Below are 22677 nucleotides of genomic sequence, written 5' to 3' on the forward strand. Positions count from 1 at the left end.
GTATTGTTTTAGGTGTTACTCAATCGGGTTATTTTAACTTAATCTTCCGCCCAATCACGAGTACGTCCGACCGCTTTTAACCAACCTTTGTACAGTTTTTCAGTCACTTCCTGACCGCACTCCGGGGTAAAGGTATTTTCGATGGTCATCCTACTCTTTAATTCGTTCAGGTCAGACCAGAAACCGACCGCCAAACCTGCCAAGAAAGCAGCACCCATTCCCGTGGTTTCTTTCATGGCTGGACGTTCTACCGAAGTCCCCATGATGTCGGCCTGGAACTGCATCAGGAAGTTATTGGCGGTAACACCACCATCCACACGTAAGGTCCGTAACTTTTCGCCTGAATCCTGTTGCATGGCATCCAGTACATCACGTGTCTGGTAAGCAATTGACTCGAGTGTGGCACGGATAATATGTTCAATGCTGACACCACGGGTAATGCCCATAATTGCACCACGCGCAGTCGGGTCCCAATACGGTGCACCCAAGCCAGTGAATGCAGGCACCACGTAGACGCCATTGCTATCTTTGACTTTGGTGGCATAGTATTCAGAATCATGTGAGTCATTAATGGCTTTCAGTTCGTCACGTAACCACTGTACGCATGAACCACCATTAAACACCGCACCCTCCAGTGCATAGTTCACTTCTCCACGCGGACCACACGCAATCGTCGTTAGCAGACCATGATCTGACTGAACCATACGTTTGCCGGTATTCATCAGCAAGAAACAGCCAGTACCATAGGTATTTTTTGCCTGTCCGACTTCTACACACATTTGACCAAACAAGGCTGCCTGTTGATCACCTGCAATCCCGGCAATTGGAATTCCAATTTCCTGACCGCTAATGGTGTGGGTATAACCATAGACTTCTGAAGAACTACGCACTTCTGGCAACATCGCTTTGGGAATATCCAAAGCTTCAAGCAGCTTATCATCCCATTCCAGTGTTTCAATATTGAATAACATGGTGCGTGATGCATTGGTATAGTCAGTGACATGAGCCTGACCATTAGTCAGTTTCCACAATAACCAGGTATCAATCGTACCAAACAGCAATTCACCACGCTTTGCGCGTTCACGGCTGCCTTCCACACGGTCAAGAATCCACTTGATTTTTGTGGCCGAGAAATAGGGATCAATCACCAGACCCGTCACTTTACGCACGTAGTCTTGCCAGCCATCCTGACGAAGCTGATTACAAATCTCATTGCTTTGACGACTTTGCCATACAATTGCATTGTAGATAGGTTTACCTGTCTGCTTATCCCAGATCACCGTCGTTTCACGTTGGTTGGTAATCCCGATCGCCGCAATCTGATCACTTGAGATACTCGCCTGCGCTAAAGCTTCAACCCATACTGCGCTTTGCGTCGCCCAGATTTCCATAGGATCATGCTCAACCCAACCTGGTTGTGGGTAAATTTGCGTAAATTCACGCTGAGCAATACTGATGACATTCGCATCGTGATCCAATACGATTGCACGGGAACTCGTTGTACCTTGGTCAAATGCAACCACGTATTTTTTTTGACTATCTGTAGAGATCATGACATACCTATCCAGACTTGCTTGTGTATAGTGCAATAAATTAAATGCCCGTTAAAAAACGGGCTCCAATACTGCAAAAAAGCAATGACTTCTGTATTAAATAAAAAACTTGGCAGATTATATGCAAAATTGTTCGAAAACGAAAATTCTTTCTTTAACTTTGAACATAAAAACGATGAATAGCCCGTGTTTTAAAGATAACTCACAATAAAAAGCTGTTTTTATGCGATACTAAAAGCAGAAATAACAGGACCATTGATATGAAAAAAACGAATTTATTCTTTCTTGTAAGCGGTACTCTTCTTATTGCAGCCTGTCAAAGCAGTCCACATCAATATAATGGTGTGACTGGCTACCAAATTGAAAATAAAACAACGACTTCGGCAACGATTGCCTACACACTGGCAGCACATAGCAATCGTGATATTGATGAGAAAAAGTTACAACATGCCTGCAAACAGGTCTTAGGTGCAGAAAAAAACTACAAAATTTCAGTGCTTAGCGTCAATGAAATTATGAATCCGACCCAACAAGAACAATATGGCGTCAAGCTTGGTAACAGTCGCGCAACTTTTGGCCTATCAAACTCGCCAGATTTCAATAATAGCGAAGGTTATGCGACTCGTCAGGCACTTGAAGCCCGTCCTGCCACCTTAAAAGTGGTACGTTACAACTGTTCTTAATCAGACCGATTGTTTAAACAAAGGATATCCCCGGCACTGGAGATATCCTTTTTTATTATTTTAAAACGTCATGAATCGAGAGATCTTTATCAAATACCGATTTTGCAAACGGACATAAAGGAATGACTTTCACCTGACGTTCACGCACAAAGGCAATCAACTCCTTTAATAGCTTATGCCCTACACCTTGCCCACGAAATTGATCATCGACATCTGTATGGTCAATAATGAGCATACCGTCTCCCGCCCAAGTATATGCCATTTCACCTGCCAGTAGCTCACCTTCGAACAACTTAAAAGCGCCGTGTTTACCATTGTCAACGTGTTCAATTCCCATAGGATGCTCCATTTATGTTCTATTTAATGCCATCTTACAACGTCATTACCGATCTTCTATGTTTTAACATGGGCTTGGGCCGTGCTGTGTTAAGATTTTATATTTAACCATCTGACGATAAACTCATCCTGAACCTGCCTGATGTTATTTGGTTCGATAAAAGCTCACATTACGGAATTCTTTTGATTCGTCCAGATCTGGCCAGGTGGTGGCACTGCGCTCGTCAATTTTTAGATATTGCGGATGACTAAAGTTCTTGACCCGACTATCTGCCACCCACACTTCAGGGGCAAACTTCAGGAACTCATCCAGAAAGAAACGATTACATTGATCGTAGAGTACATCTGCAGCTAACAATACGTCGACTTGCCCGGACTGATACAAATCATCCAGATATTCCAGCTCCACATCATTCAGCAGCGCATTTTCACGACATGATGCCAGACTGACCGGATCAATATCACAGCAAATCACCCGCTTCGCACCTGCCATTTTTGCTGCAATGGCAACTACACCCGATCCAGCACCAAAGTCCAGCACCACTTTATCTTTAACATGATGCGGCTCTGCCAATAACCATTGCGCCATGGCCAGACCAGACGCCCAGCAAAAAATCCAGTACGGTGTTTCATTCCAGATGCGTCGAATCACTTCATCATCTAAACGGTCTGTTGGAAATACCGGAGGAATCAACCACAGTGAAATCGGCGTTTCAGGTAACTGTTGTGCCAGCAAGTCGGTGTTTGGAATGACCTCATGCAATGCCTTCAACAATTGCTCAGGCGCCTTGGCAAATTGAAATGTACAACTCATATAGATTTAGTTCTAAAAAAACCCCTCTTGGCGAGGGGTTATCAATGCTTATCCTAATGCTTTTTCAGCAGCTTCTACAGTTTGACGAATCAAGGTGGTAATCGTCATCGGACCCACGCCACCCGGCACTGGGGTATAAGCTGAAGCAATCTCTTCAATACCCACCAACTGGATATCACCTACACCGCCACCATCACATGGATGGAAACCGGCATCCACCACAACTGCGCCTTGCTTGATCCAGTCTTTTTGGATCAGTTCAGCTTTACCCACTGCACCCACAATAATATCGGCCTGTTTCACCAGTTCCGCTAAGTTTTGAGTACGAGAGTGGCAAATCGTCACAGTCGCGTTTGCTTGTAACAGCATCATCGCCATCGGTTTACCCAAAATAGCAGAACGGCCGACAACAACTGCATGCTTACCCGCAATTTCAATCTTGTTTTCTTGCAAAATGGTCATGATACCCGCAGGAGTCGCTGAACCATAAGCGGCTTCGCCCATTGCCATACGACCAAAACCTAAACAAGTCACCCCATCCACATCTTTTGCCAGTGAAATCGCATCAAAACATGCTCTTTCATCAATTTGTTCAGGCACAGGATGTTGCAACAAGATGCCATGCACATCAGGATTGGCATTTAATTTTTCAATTTCAGCCAAAAGCTGTTCAGTTGTGGTTTCTTTTGGAAGCTCAACCTTAAGCGAATCCATCCCGACACGGCGGCAGGCATTACCCTTCATACGCACATACGTTGCAGATGCACCATCATCGCCAACCAGAATGGTGGCCAAGATTGGGGTACGTCCCGATTTTGCTTTTAATGCTTCTACACGTACCAACAAATCCGTTTCAATCTGTTTTGCTAATGCACGACCGTCTAAAACCAATGCCACAGCACATCTCCAAAGTGGGTATGAATGAATTGGGTAAATAATACATGATAATTTGAGCAATATTCTTTTAGATGTTGTTTTTATGTGCATATTCGCGATAAACACTATTGTTTTTTTTTAAAAGATTGCTAATATGTGCATCACCAAGAGATGGCGGGGTGGCAGAGTGGTCATGCAGCGGACTGCAACTCCGTGTACGCCGGTTCGATTCCGACCTCCGCCTCCATTGGTAAAGCCCGAGTGGTGAAATCGGTAGACACAGGGGATTTAAAATCCCCCGCCCACAAAGCGTGCCAGTTCGAGTCTGGCCTCGGGCACCATTTTTCAGCTAATGAAACATGGTGCAGATAAAAATCCAGCGTAAGCTGGTTTTTTTATGTCTGAAATTTGGAACATCATAAAAAAGCCAAGTACATTGACTTGGCTTCCCACCACGCTTGAAACTTAAGCCACTTGCTGCCCTGTTTTGACTGCAACTAAGTTTTTATCCAGCGTTAACTGATAGCCACGGCTCTGATCAACCGCATAGTCAGACTTTTTGATCGAATCCAGATAAATCCACTGTGACTGAACCTGCGCTGTATCAAATTGAACCATTAAATAACCTCTTTGATTTAAGTTGCAGTAATTCAGCTCATCAATCAAGGTGGTGAAGGCAAATTCAAACTGTTGTAGCTGCGCCAATGGAATATCTAAATATTTTTCCAAACCAGGTGAAGATACCGAACTGGTCGCCAACTCCACCCCAACAAAGACACCATCTTTACTATATAAGTTCGATGACCATGCATTATGGGTATCCCCTGCTAACACCACTACTTTTTTCTTTAATTGTGCCAAAGCTGCATACACAATCTCACGCTCAGCAAAATAACCATCCCATGCATCTAGGTTGTAAGGTGCAACTGTCAAAACACGCGCTTTTTCTTGTGCTGTTAAACCAGGATCGCCTTTCTGCAAACGGATTTTCAACGTAATCAGCTCAGCAATCTGTGCATTCATTTTTTCCAAAGTTTCATCACTCGGATGTCCCGAAGTAATTTCTGCCAACGCAAACAGTAACTCTGCTGGAACCAGCATTTTAGTCATCAGAATCTGTTGACCTAAAACATCCCAAGTTGCAGTTGAGCTTTGCAAGACACCTACTATATTTTTCTCTTTACTCCCCAATAACCACTCACGCTGAGTTTCCCCCATTAAAGTACGTGTTGGATTGATCCAATCCGTCTGAAATTTTGCAATATCCAAACCATTCGCTGTCATATAGTTGGCATAGTTCAACTGTTCGTCACGCGCAATAATGCGGGTATCCAACATCATTAAATTGACAAGCCCGCCAAAATCAAATTGACGATAAATTTTGGTGTGTTGCGCATCAACAGGACGGATTGGCATCCACTCAAAATAGGCCTGTAGAGCTGCCAACTTTCTTTCTAAAAACTTACCTTCATTCTTTGCTTGTGGAGTTTCTTCAGTATGATTTTCCGCCCCTTCTCGCCATGCATCATTGGCTAACTCATGGTCATCCCAAACGACAATAAACGGATGACGTTGATGTAATGCCTGCAAGTCTTTATCTTTACGATACAGCGCATAACGCTTGCGATAATCATCCAGCTTGATAATTTCCTTATCATTATCTGCAGGCAATGTCCGTCCTAGGTCCTTCGCTTCTTCTGTCGCATAGCCATTGGCACCATATTCATAAATATAGTCCCCCAGATGAATCACTACATCGACATTTTGCTTGGCCATTTCACGATACACATAGAAATAACCTGCTGGATAATTCGAACATGAACATACCGCAAAACTGACTTTTGTCGCACTGCTGGGCAAAGTCTTGGTTTGACCGATAGGTGAAACCTTATCTCCAAAGATAAAACGGTAGAAATAGCTTTGATCTGCTTTTAAACCTGTGGCATCGACCTTTACGGTAAAATCATAGGCTGCCGTTGTCATGACTTTATCGGTTTTAATGATTTGTTTGAATTGCTGATCTAAAGCGATTTCCCAGGTCACTTGCAGACGCGCACTACTCTCGCTTGGCGTCAAGCGTGTCCACAAGATCACGCGATCCTGCAATGGATCACCACTGGCAACCCCATGTTCAAAATTCACTTGCAATGTTGCTGTCTCTTGATCTGAGCTGTCGTTACAGCCCGTCAACCCCGCAGTTAAAGACAACGCCCCGAAACCGAATAGACTTTTTTGAATGAGTTCCCGCCGTGAAATTTTTGCTGTCATTTGGATCGCTACCTTACTTTTATTGGTTTAAATAAATGAGTAAAGTTAATTCGCCAACATGAAGCTTTAATCTCAGTTTGATGAAAGAATCATGAAGGTTATATGACAATGCTTAATTTTCATCAGACAAACTTCTGAATCGCTTGAAAAAAAAGCAAATAGTGAGTTTTACTCTTGCCAAGTTTTAAAGTGTCCTCTATTATTGCGCACATGCCCGAGTGGTGAAATCGGTAGACACAGGGGATTTAAAATCCCCCGCCCACAAAGCGTGCCAGTTCGAGTCTGGCCTCGGGCACCATTCTTCAGCTAATGAAAGATGGTGCAAATAAAGATCCAGCGTAAGCTGGTTTTTTTATGCCTGAAATTTATAAAGATAAAATAAAAATGCCCGAGAAAAGACTCAGGCATTCACTCTAAAACCGTAAAGATTATTCCACCCGAATAATTTTACCATTCTCATCATGATGTACGATACTGACCTTCTGCTGACGCCCTGCCTGAATTTCTTGCTCAGGTAGCTCAAAATAACGTGCATAATCAGGCAGTGTCTTTTCCACTACATGTTTTTGATGCACACGCTTGGCCGGTAACAGTCCCCAAAGCAATAAGGCTACCGCACACATAAACAGGGCTGTTACACCATGCTCAATGCCGTCACTCAATGCCGACATCAAACGCTGGGCAATATGGGCCTTTTGTAATTCAATCAAGACCCAGACCAAAATAAAGGGACGCCATAATAACAACCAGACTGCCCACATCATTGCGGTGGTGGTGGTCGAAAAATAACGTTTATGCCATGGGAGCTGGCGACGTATATCAATAATCAAACTGTCTGCTTTCATTGCTTGTTACTCAGCAAAATGAATCTTTGCGATTCAACGAATTCCACGATCTGGGCTAATCCAACGGGCACGCTTTTCATCATTACGCAACAGGACCTTTGGAAAGGCGACGATTGTAGCAGTAATCGTGATTAACCAAAACACAAACGGGTACCAAATCATCCAATAATAATTTTTCCCTAAGTTTGGCTCATAACGACTATCCATCCATTTGCTTAAAGCAAACTGAATTAGACAGGTGGCCCCCAATAAAATTCCACTGCCATATGGTAAAAATGGAGAGCTGACCACTGCCAGTGCCGGTATCGCAAGCACGAAATGCAATAACCAGATCACCGCCATAATAAGCATCAAATATGACCAAACGAGTGTCAAACACAGCTCAAACATCAACGGCCATAAAAAATTTAATTTTGGTTTCAGGAAGACATCAATATTCTTGACCAGCACCTGTGCCCCGCCCATCGCCCAACGCAAGCGCTGCTTCCACAATCCATTAAAAGTTTCAGGCATTAAAATCCACACCAGCGCATTCGGCTCAAAACGCACATCCCAACCGGCACGTTGCAATTTCCAGGTAATATCAATATCTTCGGTCAGCATGTTCGGTGACCAATAGTCCACCTGATGCACCGCACTTTTACGAAAAGCGGTAATCACCCCAGATACGGTAAATAAACGGCCAAAAGTACGCTGGGCACGCTTGATCATGCCGACAATTGAAGAAAACTCTCCCACCTGAATCCGCCCGAGCAATGTTGAACGGGTACGGATTCGTGGATTGCCTGTTACCGCTGCAACCGTTGGGTCTTCTAGAAAATGTCGCATCATCCATGTAGCAGCATGCGGATCGAGCAAGGCATCGCCATCAATCCCGATCAGGAATTCAGCATCGGTCATCAGACTACCTGCTTGCAGTCCCATGGCTTTGCCCTGATTTTGCGCTAAATGGACCACACGCAATTTGTCGTACTGGGTCGCCAAACGATCCAGCACTTCACCAGTATTGTCAGAACTGCCATCATTAATCGCAATCACTTCAAAGTTAGGATAGTCCAGTTTCAGTGCATGGCTAATGGTTTCTTCAGCATTATCCCCTTCATTAAAGCAGGGAACCAAAACCGCAACTTTTGGATACTCAGGTAAAGCAGCAGGTTGCTGATAAGGCGGATCCTGACGCTCTTTCCAGTAGAAAATAATTGCCCCGACCATCCACAAATACGACATGAACAAGGGATAGTAAAAAACAAACTTAATGGCATATGACCACAATAAAGCAAGCCAACTCATCTACATTACTCGACTATGGTACTAATTGAGATGATTTTAGACTAAAAGCCTTATGCATTGTTTCTACATCTGGATGCCCTTTGATCGGATCGTCAGGATAATAGGCAATATGCATCGCCCCCTGTTCATATAGAGACTTAATGGTCGCTGACATTTCCTCGGAAGGCACTTTTTCATTATTGCGCCAGTTGATGGCCTGTAGCTCCATCACGGTCTTTTTCACACCATTTGGATACTTCTTCACGCGATTTAAAATATCACTGTAGAACTTTTCCGGATTCTCGGATTGCTCCATATAAGGCATAGCCATAATCGCGGTAAAGTCATAACGATTCAGTGATTGCTCCAACGACTGGGCATACCAGTTTTCCGCATAAGGATTTAACGCCACCTGTGCATATAAATTACGCGCAGTCACCAGGAAAGGTTGATATTGACGCACCTCTCCTGCCAGTTCCATTGCGAAATCATCTAAATAGCGTGTCTTATAGGCCGTCCATTTTTGCAAATCAGCGTCATTATCACGAATCTTTGCCAAGTCGGTCGGTAGACCTTGCTTAGCATAAGCAGCCAAAGCCTCTGGACTCGCATCTTCGTAGTCTGACAAGGTCACGTCATCATGGAACAATAGGCCATCAAACGGCGTCGATTTTGCCAGATCCTGATAAATTTCCTTAATGGTTTGACGCGCTTCTGGCGAGAATGGGCTGAGACGGATATAGCCCATATTTAAATGGTCACCTGCTTTTGCCTGCTGCGTTTCCACCAGATCTTTGGATACCGGATCGGTTTTTGGCAGTTCCCACGCTAGTAACGGCATCCACGCATATAAACGTTGTACAGGGGTGCGGGTCTGGATTTGCCAAGCCACCCGATTAAATAAATCGGCACGCATTGGAATATGGCGGTTCGGGAAATACACCATATCCGCTGAGCCATTGGCATCCGGGTCAGAGAAGGCTTGTAAATAGACGGTATTGACGCCCATGCCATTAATACGGTCAATCAGATGATCCAGATTACGTTCTTGCTGCTTCTCATCCGGATCATAAATATAGTCCAGATCCACATGCATGATTTTTTGCGGACGATTATTGTCGTTCAGGTTCAGTTCACGATTTTTAATTTCTTGCGCCAGTGCACTGGTCGACATACTGCCCTGAATCAGGATACGACTCATATTTTGTAAGGATTGCTTGGCATGGTCTGCCCCATCGTCCAGCGTGATGGTAATCGGCATACCGAGCTGCTTCGCGGCTTGTACCAGTTGCATGTTATAGCGCCCATACGGCCAGACCATGACACGCGGTGAACGGAGACCATGGGCTTTTAATAGCTCATTATTCTTTTTCAGGTCTCCAAAAACACGTGCCTGATAAGTTGCATCACTTTCATAGCTTTTGCTTTTTGGATCATAAATGCGTGCAATCGCGGCAGGCTCCAGATTACCTTGAGGATTGGCATTAATGCCTTGATGTAAATGGTAACTATGGCTGGCAATTTCCACCAGACCACTATTTTGCATATCTTTCAGCTCTTCCCAGCTCAAGATTTTATTACGTGCAATTTCCTCACCGCCAAAGTCCACCTTCTGGCCCGCCTTAGGTTCTAGCCATGACCCCACCACTGCCAGCACCACCGGGATTTTTTTAGCACGAATAATCGGATAGGCATTTTGGTAGAAAGATTGATAACCATCATCCACCGTTAACAACACTGGTTTTGCCGGCAGTCGATACTTGCCCTGATGTGCCTTGATCAACTGATCAACATTGATAAAGTGATAGCCATTCTTCTTGAGCCAGTCGATATGTTCACTGAACTGTTGTGCCGTCACCGAATAGCTAGGAATCAGCGCATCTTTCCTGTCTGTGATTTCATGATAGCCAATGACGGTTAAGGTGGTTGCATCGATTTTTGGTTTTGCAGCAAACGTAGTGGTGCTGGCAACCACGCCAAACACAAGACCTAAAACTGTATTTAAGGTCGGAGACACGAAACGTGTGGTCATAGAGATATCGTCTCAAGATTAGAAATGTGCTGATCGCAAAGCATGCCTGAAGCCTCTTACACTTTATTGAAACATCAGAGAATTTAAATGATCAGCTGGGAATATGGATTGTATTTATAATTTTAAAAACTGAAAATAAACTTAAAAGTATTTTTTATGAAATAAATCACAGGATAACTGGAGTTTTATTAACAAAAATCTAAAAACTCCTAAGATGACACGCAACATTAGGAGTTTTCGAATCGTGATTGGCTGGCTTTAATACTGGATGGACTGAAAATTCGGATCGTCTGCGAGCTGCTGTAAATAGTGCCGTTCTTTTTGATAAAAATATTTATTTAAACGGTTCACCCATTCCCCACGGCGGAAGGTCAATATTTTTTTATGCACACCATCATATTCCAGTAATACCACATTACTGTCATCTTCGCCTGTCGCCAAACGGGTCAATTTATAATCATGCGGCGCATATTGATGCGATGGCTGCAATGATCTCAAAATTTCGACTTTATATTCACCATCCAGCCAGTAATGTTTATCCATTAAAGCTTTTTCATTGACCCAGAAACCAGTTTCCGCACCATCATGGGTATCAATCAGAAAAAAATGATCCAGCTCCCTTAACAACTCTGATGCAGTGATATCCAAATAATCATTCATACCCACCTCTACTCACTCAAATTCTTATCGTTGCTTATGCTATTTTTTTATCATGGCTGAATTACAAGTGGTCTTGCCCCCGCCACCTGTAATCACCCAAAGCACAAATGATCATGACCTGTAGTGAATAATGGGTTTTTGCAACAGTATCATCAAAAATTGCGCTTTTCATTCAAACATATACAGGAGCGTATAGAGAATCAATATTTTTCTCTTGGGTTGCTCTATAATTCAGATAAAAGAAATTTATTTAAAAATCATAATGTTATTTAAAGATTATGTTTATAATAGTATATGATTGATTTTAAAGTGATTTAGCTAAAAACCAGACTAAATCACCTTTATTGCTACGCTACAAAAATGTTATTCGTCGCGGGTTTTTACATCAAAAAGCTCGATCTCAAAGGTCAGATTGGCGTTGGCCGGAATAATCTTTCCAATCTTACGCGCGCCATAAGCCAAGTGTGCTGGCACAATCAGTTTACGCTTGCCACCCACGCGCATGCCGATAATGCCCTGATCCCAACCCTTGATCACACGGCCTGTGCCAATCACGGTTTCAAAATAGTTGCCGCGATCCAGTGAAGAATCAAACTGGGTACCATCTTCCAGCCATCCGGTATAGTGCGTGGTAATTAAGGCACCTTTCACCGCTTCTTTACCTTCACCGACTTTTAAATCAATAATTTCTAATTCTGCGCTCATTTCTATCTCTCCAAATTACTCAAACCAAGATTATTGCAATTGTTGCCATTGAATGTCGACCTGACCTTTGTCGCTGAGCAAGGTCCATTCGCCATCCATGATATTCAGCTGTAATTGCATGGTCCGTTCGCATAAGCCTTCAAGCGCTTGTGTGGTTTGAGGAGCCAATTGCCACACTTGTACATTGCTTAAGGTTTTAATCTTGCTATTCTTCTGCCACCAGTCGTCTGCTTGCGAGCCATACGTCACGACAGCCACCTGCTTACAACGGGCACTGGCCTTTTTGACTTTATCTTCCGATGGGCAACCCACTTCAATCCACTTTTCTAACAGTCCCGTAAGATCTTTTTGCCATAAAGCAGGCTCATCTGTTTCAAACAGGTCTTTGGTAAATTCCAGACGCTCATCGGCAAAACGCGCATAAGCAAGAATGCGAACCATTAAACGCTCAATGGTTTCAGATGGATGCAACGCCAGTGTCAGTTGGTAATCTGCATAGATATGCTCATCCATATTGGCAATATTCAGGTCTGCCTTATATATTGTTGCTTTTAACGCCATAAACGATACTCTTAAAATACGGTACTCTCAAATTTGGCGCTAAGCATACTCTATTTTGCGGGCAAAAATGCGCTGAATTATTCAGGTGCTCGATGAATCTTCAGGATTGCGACAAGCCAGTAACTGGGTCTCAAATGCCAGCCAATCCTGCTCAAACTGTGTAATCACCTCAATGCGGTTATCAATGCCTTCTTCGGCAGATTTATAGTTAAATTGCTGTGGATTGAAATTAAAACTTTTCCAGCCCTGATCGGTATGAAAAATCCCCTTGATCCGTATCCAGTCTTGCTGTGTACACAACAGATCCAGCAGCTCATAAAAATTGAACTGCCAACGTTTGGGAAGTTTCCAGCCTGCAACCGTATACCCCTGAGCTGTCTCAATATAGTGATAAGGCAGCTGTTTAATTTCAGCGACTGGTGCATGCATCGGTTGTGTGTGTTGTAGCTTTAATAAAGGTTGGATTTTACGTTGTATTGCCTGCTGCTGAATATCCAGTCGTTGAATATCCACTTGCCCATTTTCAGCTTCAATCCAATATTGAACATAGGTTTCATAGTCTTGTTTTAATGCAGTAAAAGCCTGACGATCATCTGCAGTCATACAGTCGATATGGGATAGCACCACAATTTGTGCCGCTTTGAGTTGGTCTGTATATAAGTTTTGCTTGACCCACTGCTCATCATGTAAACGGCTACCATCCACCACGATCACTAAAGCCCGCATCGCCAAACTGCTGTGCCAGTGTGGCTCAGTCAATTGTTCCAGAAGCTGCGCAGGATGGCCCAAACCGGTCGGTTCGATAAATAAACGGTCAGGTTTACTTTCAGTTAATAGTCGTGCAAGTGCAATTTGCATCGGCAATTGACTACTACAACATAGACAGCCGCCCAATAGCTCTTTGACTGCATAACCTTGTTGTTGGCTAATCAATTGTTGATCGACACCAATTTGGCCAAACTCGTTCATCAAGATTGCCCAAGTCTCATTCTCAGGCTTTTGCGTCAATAAGTGCTGTAATAACGTGGTCTTACCCGCTCCTAGAAAACCGGAAATAATATGGGTGGGGACCGTTTTGGGCGTAAGAAATTTCACGAGGCACTCGCATTAAAAATTTATTTCATTCTAATGAGAAAAATTGATTAAATAAATTAAAGAATATCGATTGATATACTATGTCTTTAAACGCATTAATTCAAAATAAGGTGATATTCATCACAATCAACATCTAAAAAATATATTTAATCTAAAAAAACAAATGGTTTATTCAATTACGCCATATTCGTTAAACTTAAATCAATGTTTAAAATACGTAAAAAATCCGCTTGTTTTTTGATCACAAAAACATATTTCCATACATTTTCATCCTTAATTTCTCCATGCTATTTTACACAGCGACTACATAAAGCGACGCAATATTTCATATTGTTAAGAAGGACGTAATAGATTGTTAAGGATGTTGCTGCAAAAACGTTTGGCCCATAGCATGGACCTCATGCCGAAATGAGAGATTCGGATTGACTGAATCCTCCATTGATGGCTGTTATTTTAAATGAAATAAGGATGCCAAACATGAAACTTATCAAAACTCTTCTTGCAACAACTCTTACTCTTGCAGCAGCGTCTTCATTTGCAGCAACAGCTGATGAACAAGCTCAGACTCAGGACAGAGTAGTTGTTTCTACTCAAGAGCAACCTGGTACTCAAGCTGCGACTGACGCAACTGCTGAAGCACCTGCATCTACACCTGCACCAACAAACTAAGCAGATCTGAAGGTCTCCTCCAGACCTTTAGACCAACATTCGTAATGATCTAACGCTTATTTCATTACCAATGTAAAAAAGATCGGACCATGCTGCGGTCCGATTTTTATTTTTGAGCATATTAAACTTTAGACGCTTAGCATTGCGTCGATTTTTTAAACATACTGCATGAAGGTTGATGAACTTCTTGCAAACGTGTAGCTTTACGCTGCTCTGCTGCCTCAAAACGACAACGTTTCCATTCCGTATCCAGATTTAAGGCGGGTACCTGTTTGGGCTTACGCTGCTCATCCACTGCAACCATGGTGAAATAGCAGGTATTGGTATGGCGTATGGTTCTATTCTGGATATGTTGCGCTTCGACACGGATACCGATTTCCATTGAGGTGCGCCCAACATGATTGACGCTGGCCAGAAATGTCACCAGTTCGCCCACATAAATCGGTTCTTTAAAATTCACCCGGTCAACCGATAAAGTCACCACATAACTTCCTGAGTATCGACTTGCACATGCATATGCAACCTGATCGAGCAGCTTGAGAATCGTCCCCCCATGAACATTGCCTGAAAAATTTGCCATGTCTGGGGTCATCAAAACGGTCATGGTCAGCTCTGACTGGTCATCAGGCGCCTGGTTCGCTTGATCTAATTGATACATGAGAACAGCTCATTAAGAATGTAACCTGATTATTATCGTTGATTCATGCGCATAAAAATATGCGCAAAACGCTAAAACATCATCAATTATTTTTATGATCTTTCTATTATTTAATTGGAAATAATGACATTAAAGCTGTTTTTACACGGGATAAAAGGCTCTATTCCGGATAAAAACAGCTCCAGTTCAAAGATTATTCAATGGTTCTAGCTTAAATTGGCCGAGCGTATCAGACCCACTACTCCATTGACGATCATATCAATTGCAATGGTACCAATCAGCAAGGCAGACAACCGGCCAACAATATCAAAATACCGGTCAATATATTTGGCATGTTTATAACGAAGGTGATCATGACCAAACTTCATCAGAATGAGAATACTACAGGTCAGGATCAAGGTAAGCGCGATCACTGCAATTGCACCGCTAAACGGTACGCTCACTCCGGTCACGACCGCTGCACTGATGGTACCCGGACCGATCATAAAAGGCATCGCAATGGTACCCGCCAGATGCTCAGGCGCCCCCCGCATCTCACCGATGGTTTCCGCCCCCTGAAACACATAACGGTAGCCAATCACCAGAAAGATGAAGCCACCAAAAATCTGGAATGATTCAAAGCGGACATTCAAATAACGGCTAAAAATGTTCTCACCACCCCATGCAAACAGGATAAACACCCCAAAAGCAATCAAACTGCCTTGAATCAATGCCTTACTAAATACCTTGGCCTCGGTATTACGGATCATCCCCACCATATAGACGCTCATCAGGAAGGGGTTTAAGAGAGAGAAAAACAATGCAAATGCATGAATATAAGGAGAAAACATAGCACTCTCGTGATCAGCGGAAAAATTCAAAAATGAACAACATAAGAAAAAATCAAATCATCAACTCATGCACCGGTTAAAAGCTGCTTGCAACGGGGTGTGACATTGTTGAGTGAATCATCTTTATTCAGATCCAGCGTCGCACCAATACCCAACAAACTCACATGAATTTTTGCATGACTAGGGTTCAATGCTTTCACATTAAATTTTATACCTTGATCACTGTACAGCACATTGTCGACCAATTTTACCTTGTAAGACATCGCTTCCTTACGATCATCCATACACAACATACCGCTTCCCTGACGATTTAGTTTTAAAACGGCCATCGATGCCCCTGCCTCGCCAGACCAGCTCCCTGAAAATGGAATCTGGGTCGGACTTAACTGACTGAATTGAGCAGGTGTCATGGTTGTTATCGAAGTACAGCCTCCCAAAACAAAAGCAAGACTTCCGGCCAATAAAATATTCTTCGCAACCATAGCTAACCCAATAAAAATCAAACAATTCCGTATATTTTCTCACATTTAAGCTTTTTTTAATTTGTACTGCATGTATATAGCTAGTATCGGAAATGTTAAAAAATTTAGCACAACTCACCTTACGAATGAGATTGTTCAATCAATATTCACAGTTAATACATCTTTATTTTTAATATCAGGATTTAAATGATTAGACCCATAAATCCCTATTTATCCCTCTAAACTAAATAGTTTGTAAAAATTATTTTAAATATAGAATTATGACTTGATTTTCATTGCAATGATCTGTAGATTTTCTTTTTGAGCGAGTAATTCAAATGACTTTCCAAACGATCTTTGAAACCTTTCAAGCGCTTCCGAATGGAACAGATACCTACAAAAAAATCAAATCTCAATGTGAACAGGCCATTATTCAGGCCGAACATCCTCTAGAACATTGTGCTTTATTACTCATCTATGGTTTTACAAAAAATTATGTCTTGCTCTATGAAGATCAACCGGTCAGCCCTGATTTTTCAAGTAAAGTGAAAGCCCAACTCACGCATTATATGCAGGAAATCAATAACGCTCTGGCGACTGAAGATGCAGCGTCTATCCTGGCTGCCTTAAATGATGTGTCTAAACAATATATAGATAGCTCTAGAATTTTCTAATCCTTGCAAGCTATTTAAATAGCCACTAGACTTCATATATCTCGAAATACTGCTTCTAAATATCGGCCGATTATATTTAGAAGCTACTCCGTATAAATATGACCTGAGAATTAAATATATTACTCATGTTATAATATGTATATAAATATGCATTCTTCATTTTAAATAAACTTCTTGGTTTATTTATATCAGGATTGCTTTTGCCTGACTGACAATATGCTGGGTTAAAAGCTGTAAGGGTTTGGATTGTTGATTCCAGTGATGCCAGTACAAGGGTACTTCCATTTTTGCTTCGGGCAACAGCTCAACCAAAGCATCTTCATTCTTCTCAGTCACCAACTGCAACTCCGGCACCATGCCATAACCCAGTCCCAGCTTGATGGCGGTGACAAAAGATTCGGAAGATGGAATTAAATGACAGGGATAGCTGCCTTTCATCAGACCAAAATGCTTTTCAAGTATATCGAAGTGTAGCCGGTCCTTATGATTAAAAATAATCGCAGGCGTATGGCGCAGATTTTCCCGGTCGATACCATGAGCAAACCACTTTTTTCTGAATGACGCAGTCGCCACCATTCGGTAACGCATCACCCCCAGATATTCTGCATGACAGCCCCGCATCGGCTGGTCTTCAATTGAAATACAGGCACTGACGGTGCCCTTTTCCAGTAAGGAATAGGTATGTGACTGGTCATCTGTCCTTAGCTCAATCACGATTTTCTGTTTGAGCAATACCTGTTGTAATGCAGGCAGAAGCCAGGTTGCTAAAGAATCTTCATTAGAACCGATCACAGTCTTGAAAAAGTTGGCATCTCCTCCTCCTGTCAAACCATGCAACAGGTTTTGCTCCAGTCGTTTTATATGTTGCAAATACTCGAACAGTTGCTGGCCTGCCTGAGTCAGTACACAAGGACGACCACGGATCAATAACAATTTGCCCAACTCTTTTTCCAGCGCCTGTACCCTCAGCGTTACCGCTGAAGAAGTAATACAAAGCTTTGCTCCAGCCTGTTCAAAGCTTCCATCTTCTGCAACAGCAAAGAAGGCTTCACATTGTTTATTGTCTAGCATCGCAAACCTTAAAAAAATTTAGGTAATCCAAAACAATCTTAATTTTACTGAATTTTTAAATTTTAAAAAGGCAATGGTAAATATAAACGTTCAATCTGAAAAATTTCCCATGCTTTGAAGCAATGGATCTAAAGACTTTAAGATGCCATTCTGATTTAGCTTGCCCTCCCTGATTTTTGCAGGGCCATAGTTAATTTCCTGATCCCTAACCGTCACCCCGTACTTTGTCTGGATTGATGCAGATCAAAGCAGTCGTTTTCTCAAATAAATAATACTGAGTAACGCAAATGCCAAGCCGATAAAAGACGGTGCATAACCAAAGGGAGTCGCTAATAACCCAACCATCACTGCACCTGCGACTGCCCCTCCATAATTAAAAATATTCACGCGAGCAATAATTTCATCTCTTCGGGTTTCATCCAAACGGCCTACAGCAGAATATGTAAGTGGAACCAAGGCGCCTACCGCTACACCAGCCAGTGCGAAACCTAAAATAACGATAACAAGTGAATGGCTTATCCCGGATAACACACAGCCAAATGCCCCAATCAGAAGCGTGACCAAAGCAACCCATGTCGCAGTTTTAAATTGCAGCAAGTAATCCAGTCCTAAGCGTGTTAGTAAAATGCCAATCTGATAAGCGGCATAACCTAAAGGAGCAACAGTTGCCGAGCTGGCTAAAACATCTTTGAGATAAATTGAACTCCATGTACTGATGGCAGAATCAACCGTAAATATAATCAGGATAATCATCCCAAAAATGAGAAGTTGCGGATATGGAATCACTGCTTTCTGTGGTGAAGATAATCCTGAAGATTGTTTTTGCTGAAATAACCAGTATCTCGAGAGTTGCGAGGTGATCAATGCAATCACTGCTGCAATACATAATGCTGTCGTTGCGCCAAGTGAAGTTGACACAGTGGCTGACATTATTAATGCACCCAAAAATGCCGCCGCTGTATAACAAGCAAAGAAACCACCAAATACACTCTTACCAAGCCGTTGTTCCATCATAACAGCCTGCATATTCAGTGCCGCATCTAAACAGCCTAGTCCAAGTCCATAAAGCAAAAAGCTGGCAATCATCAGCATCACATTTGGACTACATGCAGCAACTGCAACCCCAACAGCTTCAAGCAGAAAACCCGTTACAACAGCAAGTCGCGATCCGAACTTGACTGCGGTACGATCAGCGAGAACCGAACCGAGCGCCGCTGCTATGCATACCCCCAGAATAATCAGCGATAACTGATCATCGGACAGCCTGAAGCGGCCTTTTATGCTGGGAAGTGCGGTCATTACGGTCGCGTAGCCAAGACCTTGTGTCGCAAAACCAAGCGCAATTACTTTCCGTGTTTTACTGGAGATTTCATCGTTTACACTTTGGATAGGAAGATTGAGATCCATGCCTGACTCACTGACTTATTTTTAAAATATTTGTTTAGAGATTCACTCGAACACGTCCTGTGTCGATTATGTTTAATTTTTATTTAAAACAACGCTCAAGGTAAGGGTAATAATGGGAAAATAAAGGGGGGAAATTCGGACAACAAGATTTCAAATAAACTGGGTTACATCAATCTACCTTAAAAAAATTTAGGCAACCCAAAACAATCTTAATTTTACTGACTTTTAAAATTTAAAAAAGATAATAGCAACCATAAATTTTCATTGTGGAACATCTCCCTTCTTTCAGCGTCTAAGTCATTGCGATGTCTGATCTTAAATCGGCATCCAAAGCTCAGATCAGGAAAGAACAATCCTGTTCCACCCTAATTCTTGAGGAGCTCAATCTATGACCGCATTTTTCTATGGGCTTGGTATCGGCTTTTCTCTCATTTTAGCCATTGGCGCACAAAATGCCTTTGTACTGAAACAAGGTTTAAAACAGCAGCATGTCTTTTGGGTCTGTTTAATCTGCGCACTTTCCGATTCTATTCTGATCTATCTGGGGGTGACCGGTTTCTCGAAAATTGTGGTGGATTTCCCCCTGATTGTCACGCTTGCGAAATACTTTGGTGCAGCCTTTCTGTTTCTGTATGGCCTGCGAAATTTTTATTCTGCTATCCAGAATAATAGTGGACTGAATCCAAGTGAAATTGAAAAGGATTCACTGCTTAAAATTATCGGCATGTGTCTGGCCTTTACCTGGCTCAATCCGCATGTCTATCTGGATACCGTGATTCTGGTTGGCTCTATATCCGTACAATTTGCAGATCAAATCTATCTCTTTGCGGCAGGCACCATTCTGGCGTCGTGGATCTTCTTCTTTGCGCTGGGCTATGGTGCAAGAGCGTTATTACCTTTATTTAAAAAGGCCAGCTCATGGAGAGTATTAGATGTTCTGGTCGGTCTCATGATGTGGGCGATTGCCACCAAATTATTGATCTAAATCATCAGGCAATAAAAAAGCCCTTGTGTTCACAAGGGCTTTTTCGTATTTGGCGGAAGCGGTGAGATTCGAACTCACGGAGGACTCACACCCTCGTCGGTTTTCAAGACCGGTGCATTAAACCGCTCTGCCACGCTTCCAATGGCGGCTATCATATAAATAAAAGTTCAACTTGGCAAATCTTTTATTTAAAAACCTGCATCAAATGCTCAAAATAAAATCAACAAGCGGTATTTTTACGAATTTTCAGGCTTTTCATAGCGAATTGAGTTGATATACCACACTTTTTCCCCCAAAGGTGTGTGCACTTCCACCTCATCATCGACCTGTTTACTGAGCAATGCACGCGCCATCGGTGACTCGATCGAAATATGCTGAGGATGATGATCATAGATTTCATCCACCCCGACAATTCTTAATTTTTTTTGTTCGCCGGCATCATTTTCAATTTCCACCCAAGCCCCAAAGTAGACCTTGCCTTCCTGCTCAGGTACATAATCTACAATTTTTAATTCTTCCAGACGTTTGCCTAAATAACGGACACGGCGGTCTATTTTCCGGAGTAGCTGTTTATTGTACTGGTAATCGGCATTCTCCGAGCGATCACCTAAGCTTGCAGCCCAATTCACTTTTTTAGTAATTTCCGGACGTTCGTCATGCCAAAGTTTCTTGAGTTCGGCAACCAGTAAATCATGTCCGGTACGGGTGATTAAATTCGATTTCATAGGCTTAAAATACGTTACTACAACATTCTATTTACAAGTTTTTGCATTGTATGCCTTATTTCGCCACGACTAAAGTGTATAAATTTTATTCTTTTTCTAAATCATGTGTTTGTGATGCAATTCTCATTTTTTCTTACGCTAAAATTTGACAATCTGGTTTTTGGCGCTTAATATGCGCGCCTAAGTTTGATTTTGTCTATTTTTTGTACGCATTATTAATGTTGTGAAACATTTGCGTCATTTTTTCCCTTTAATCGATGTCATTTTGAATGACGTTCATGACTTGCCCACCCCTTATTGAATTTATCAACTTTTAAAAGTTAAGGCAGTGTATTGCTGAACTTTTAGGGCATAAATTATCTGTAGCGGAGACAACATGCACAGTAATTCAAGTTCTGGGTCTAGGCCTAGCCTTAACTCTTTATCTTCCACACTCCCGTTCCAAGCATTAGCTTTAAGTATTGCGGTTTTACCTTTTAACAGCTTGAATGCAGAAAAATCGCATCAATACAACTCTGTTGTAACCACCAATGTACTCACTGTCGTTGCAGTTGAAAGCCCAACCACAGTATTTAATGACGGTCAATTTTTACATGGTTTCGGCTATGATCTCGCGCGTAATTATGCGCAAAGTCTTAATGTAAAACTTGATTTTAAAACGGTTCCTGACAATGCCACGGCATTGAAATGGGTGGCTCAGGGCAAAGCCAATCTTGCCATGACCACAGCCAACCTCGCTGCAATTGAGAACAAACAACTGGTTTCTTTTTCAGCCAGTTGTGGCGATCAGGCCAGCCTCAGTAAAAATGGTTTAAACCCTCAGTTAAACTGGGTATTTAAACAGGCAGATGATCCGCTCACTCTAACCGCAAGTGGTTATGTCTGCCAGAGCAAACAGATGGGAACCACCCAGCAGCTCGCTTCATTTTATAACCGGAATGTGGTGAAACCAGAGTCTTGGTCAACCATTCAGAAAGATCTGAAACAACGCTTGCCGATTTATAAAGCCAGCTTTAAACAGAGCGCTTCTAAATACAATTTAGATTGGCACTTGCTGGCTGCAATTGGCTATCAGGAGTCTTATCTTAAACCGACCTCAGTTTCTCCCACTGGTGTACGTGGTTTAATGATGCTGACCAATAGCACAGCTCAAGCCATGGGTGTCAGTAATCGTTCTGATCCGGTCCAGAGTATTCAGGGCGGTGCTAAGTATTTTGATCTGATGCTGGACCAGTTTTCGAATGTACCTTATCCGGACCGCAACTGGTATGCATTGGTGGCTTATAACATGGGCCCTGGCGCTGTCAGTCAGATTCAAAAGCGTATCCGTGCCCAAGGTAAGGATCCAAATCAATGGGTCAACCTGTACGATCACTTGCAACGCAATCAGGCACGTAATGGTCGTTATAAGCAAGCGCTACAATATGTCACGCGGATTCGTACCTACTTGGAACACATCAAAACCAATAGCCGTATTGATGTCTAAGTTTCAGGCAATAA

General features: G+C 42.5%; 23 protein-coding genes and 4 tRNA genes. 8 read left to right on the forward strand and 19 right to left on the reverse strand.

Annotation, left to right across the window (positions count from 1 at the left end):
• Window positions 1-38: 38 nt before the first annotated feature.
• Entirely contained in the window at window positions 39-1553 is a 1515-nt protein-coding gene (gene glpK, locus JO943_RS10975; protein ID WP_005231833.1) for a glycerol kinase GlpK, read from the reverse strand.
• A 260-nt stretch (window positions 1554-1813) separates the two neighbouring features.
• On the opposite strand from glpK, the gene JO943_RS10980 reads away from it, so the two are divergent.
• Entirely contained in the window at window positions 1814-2236 is a 423-nt protein-coding gene (locus tag JO943_RS10980; protein WP_009511110.1) for a hypothetical protein, read from the forward strand.
• A 55-nt stretch (window positions 2237-2291) separates the two neighbouring features.
• Here the strand turns inward: JO943_RS10980 and JO943_RS10985 are convergent, their stop codons facing one another.
• The 3 genes from JO943_RS10985 to folD form a co-directional block, all read right to left on the reverse strand.
• Window positions 2292-2573, reverse strand: a complete 282-nt coding sequence (locus JO943_RS10985; RefSeq protein ID WP_199974693.1) for a GNAT family N-acetyltransferase — start codon at window positions 2571-2573, stop codon at window positions 2292-2294.
• 144 nt (window positions 2574-2717) lie between these two features.
• Complete coding sequence (locus JO943_RS10990) at window positions 2718-3386, reverse strand: class I SAM-dependent methyltransferase (RefSeq protein WP_005288333.1); 669 nt, start codon at window positions 3384-3386, stop codon at window positions 2718-2720.
• Window positions 3387-3434: 48 nt separating this feature from the next.
• On the reverse strand, window positions 3435-4283 hold the full coding sequence (gene folD, locus JO943_RS10995) for a bifunctional methylenetetrahydrofolate dehydrogenase/methenyltetrahydrofolate cyclohydrolase FolD (RefSeq protein ID WP_202740783.1): 849 nt from the start codon (window positions 4281-4283) through the stop codon (window positions 3435-3437).
• A gap of 152 nt (window positions 4284-4435) precedes the next feature.
• Here folD and JO943_RS11000 point away from each other — a divergent pair.
• Together JO943_RS11000 and JO943_RS11005 are read left to right on the forward strand one after the other, a co-directional pair.
• A tRNA-Cys gene (locus JO943_RS11000) sits at window positions 4436-4509 on the forward strand.
• An 8-nt stretch (window positions 4510-4517) separates the two neighbouring features.
• Window positions 4518-4603: transfer RNA gene (locus JO943_RS11005), tRNA-Leu, on the forward strand.
• A 124-nt stretch (window positions 4604-4727) separates the two neighbouring features.
• On the opposite strand, the gene JO943_RS11010 is transcribed toward JO943_RS11005, so the two are convergent.
• Window positions 4728-6530, reverse strand: a complete 1803-nt coding sequence (locus JO943_RS11010) for an alkaline phosphatase D family protein (RefSeq protein WP_202740784.1) — start codon at window positions 6528-6530, stop codon at window positions 4728-4730.
• Between the two features lie 212 nt (window positions 6531-6742).
• Here JO943_RS11010 and JO943_RS11015 point away from each other — a divergent pair.
• Window positions 6743-6828 (forward strand) — tRNA-Leu (locus JO943_RS11015).
• 130 nt (window positions 6829-6958) lie between these two features.
• Here JO943_RS11015 and pgaD read toward each other — a convergent pair.
• From pgaD to JO943_RS11050, 7 genes are all read right to left on the reverse strand, one after another.
• The gene (gene pgaD / locus JO943_RS11020) at window positions 6959-7375 is read right to left on the reverse strand and encodes a poly-beta-1,6-N-acetyl-D-glucosamine biosynthesis protein PgaD (protein ID WP_005231841.1); all 417 of its coding nucleotides are present in this window, start codon (window positions 7373-7375) and stop codon (window positions 6959-6961) included.
• Window positions 7376-7408: 33 nt separating this feature from the next.
• Window positions 7409-8665, reverse strand: coding sequence for a poly-beta-1,6-N-acetyl-D-glucosamine synthase (gene pgaC, locus JO943_RS11025; RefSeq protein WP_005231842.1), 1257 nt, complete (start codon window positions 8663-8665; stop codon window positions 7409-7411).
• A gap of 13 nt (window positions 8666-8678) precedes the next feature.
• Complete coding sequence (pgaB, locus tag JO943_RS11030) at window positions 8679-10676, reverse strand: poly-beta-1,6-N-acetyl-D-glucosamine N-deacetylase PgaB (RefSeq protein ID WP_032870317.1); 1998 nt, start codon at window positions 10674-10676, stop codon at window positions 8679-8681.
• A 258-nt stretch (window positions 10677-10934) separates the two neighbouring features.
• Window positions 10935-11336: a hypothetical protein gene (locus tag JO943_RS11035; RefSeq protein WP_005231844.1), complete on the reverse strand. Its 402-nt coding sequence runs from the start codon at window positions 11334-11336 to the stop codon at window positions 10935-10937.
• 363 nt (window positions 11337-11699) lie between these two features.
• Entirely contained in the window at window positions 11700-12041 is a 342-nt protein-coding gene (locus tag JO943_RS11040; protein ID WP_005288344.1) for an FKBP-type peptidyl-prolyl cis-trans isomerase, read from the reverse strand.
• Window positions 12042-12071: 30 nt separating this feature from the next.
• Window positions 12072-12602: a YaeQ family protein gene (locus JO943_RS11045; protein WP_032870313.1), complete on the reverse strand. Its 531-nt coding sequence runs from the start codon at window positions 12600-12602 to the stop codon at window positions 12072-12074.
• 81 nt (window positions 12603-12683) lie between these two features.
• Window positions 12684-13697, reverse strand: coding sequence for a CobW family GTP-binding protein (locus JO943_RS11050; RefSeq protein ID WP_202740785.1), 1014 nt, complete (start codon window positions 13695-13697; stop codon window positions 12684-12686).
• A 477-nt stretch (window positions 13698-14174) separates the two neighbouring features.
• Here JO943_RS11050 and JO943_RS11055 point away from each other — a divergent pair, with 477 nt between their 5' ends.
• A complete protein-coding gene (locus JO943_RS11055; RefSeq protein WP_005231849.1) occupies window positions 14175-14366 on the forward strand; it encodes a hypothetical protein in 192 nt (63 codons plus the stop codon).
• Between the two features lie 136 nt (window positions 14367-14502).
• Here JO943_RS11055 and JO943_RS11060 read toward each other — a convergent pair whose 3' ends face one another.
• From JO943_RS11060 to JO943_RS11070, 3 genes are all read right to left on the reverse strand, one after another.
• Complete coding sequence (locus JO943_RS11060; protein ID WP_005231850.1) at window positions 14503-15024, reverse strand: acyl-CoA thioesterase; 522 nt, start codon at window positions 15022-15024, stop codon at window positions 14503-14505.
• 206 nt (window positions 15025-15230) lie between these two features.
• Window positions 15231-15854 (reverse strand): MarC family protein, encoded by a 624-nt coding sequence (locus tag JO943_RS11065; RefSeq protein WP_005231852.1) that lies wholly within the window; start codon window positions 15852-15854, stop codon window positions 15231-15233.
• A gap of 65 nt (window positions 15855-15919) precedes the next feature.
• The gene (locus JO943_RS11070) at window positions 15920-16336 is read right to left on the reverse strand and encodes a J517_1871 family lipoprotein (RefSeq protein WP_032870310.1); all 417 of its coding nucleotides are present in this window, start codon (window positions 16334-16336) and stop codon (window positions 15920-15922) included.
• Window positions 16337-16653: 317 nt separating this feature from the next.
• On the opposite strand from JO943_RS11070, the gene JO943_RS11075 reads away from it, so the two are divergent.
• On the forward strand, window positions 16654-16989 hold the full coding sequence (locus tag JO943_RS11075) for a hypothetical protein (RefSeq protein ID WP_150956538.1): 336 nt from the start codon (window positions 16654-16656) through the stop codon (window positions 16987-16989).
• Between the two features lie 183 nt (window positions 16990-17172).
• Here JO943_RS11075 and JO943_RS11080 read toward each other — a convergent pair whose 3' ends face one another.
• Window positions 17173-18060 (reverse strand): ArgP/LysG family DNA-binding transcriptional regulator, encoded by an 888-nt coding sequence (locus JO943_RS11080; RefSeq protein ID WP_202740786.1) that lies wholly within the window; start codon window positions 18058-18060, stop codon window positions 17173-17175.
• Window positions 18061-18303: 243 nt separating this feature from the next.
• The gene (locus JO943_RS11085; RefSeq protein WP_202740787.1) at window positions 18304-19467 is read right to left on the reverse strand and encodes an MFS transporter; all 1164 of its coding nucleotides are present in this window, start codon (window positions 19465-19467) and stop codon (window positions 18304-18306) included.
• A gap of 388 nt (window positions 19468-19855) precedes the next feature.
• Between JO943_RS11085 and JO943_RS11090 the strand changes: the two genes are divergently transcribed.
• The gene (locus tag JO943_RS11090) at window positions 19856-20452 is read left to right on the forward strand and encodes a LysE/ArgO family amino acid transporter (protein ID WP_005288361.1); all 597 of its coding nucleotides are present in this window, start codon (window positions 19856-19858) and stop codon (window positions 20450-20452) included.
• 50 nt (window positions 20453-20502) lie between these two features.
• On the opposite strand, the gene JO943_RS11095 is transcribed toward JO943_RS11090, so the two are convergent.
• Window positions 20503-20592, reverse strand: a tRNA-Ser gene (locus JO943_RS11095).
• A 96-nt stretch (window positions 20593-20688) separates the two neighbouring features.
• Window positions 20689-21177 carry a transcription elongation factor GreB gene (gene greB, locus JO943_RS11100; protein ID WP_202740788.1) on the reverse strand — a complete coding sequence of 163 codons (489 nt, stop codon included), beginning with the start codon at window positions 21175-21177 and terminating at the stop codon, window positions 20689-20691.
• Between the two features lie 376 nt (window positions 21178-21553).
• Here greB and JO943_RS11105 point away from each other — a divergent pair, with 376 nt between their 5' ends.
• Window positions 21554-22663, forward strand: a complete 1110-nt coding sequence (locus JO943_RS11105) for a transglycosylase SLT domain-containing protein (protein WP_005231860.1) — start codon at window positions 21554-21556, stop codon at window positions 22661-22663.
• Window positions 22664-22677: the final 14 nt, after the last annotated feature.

Source organism: Acinetobacter sp. 'aerobic (ED)', assembly GCF_904886855.1.
Lineage (GTDB): Bacteria > Pseudomonadota > Gammaproteobacteria > Pseudomonadales > Moraxellaceae > Acinetobacter > Acinetobacter courvalinii.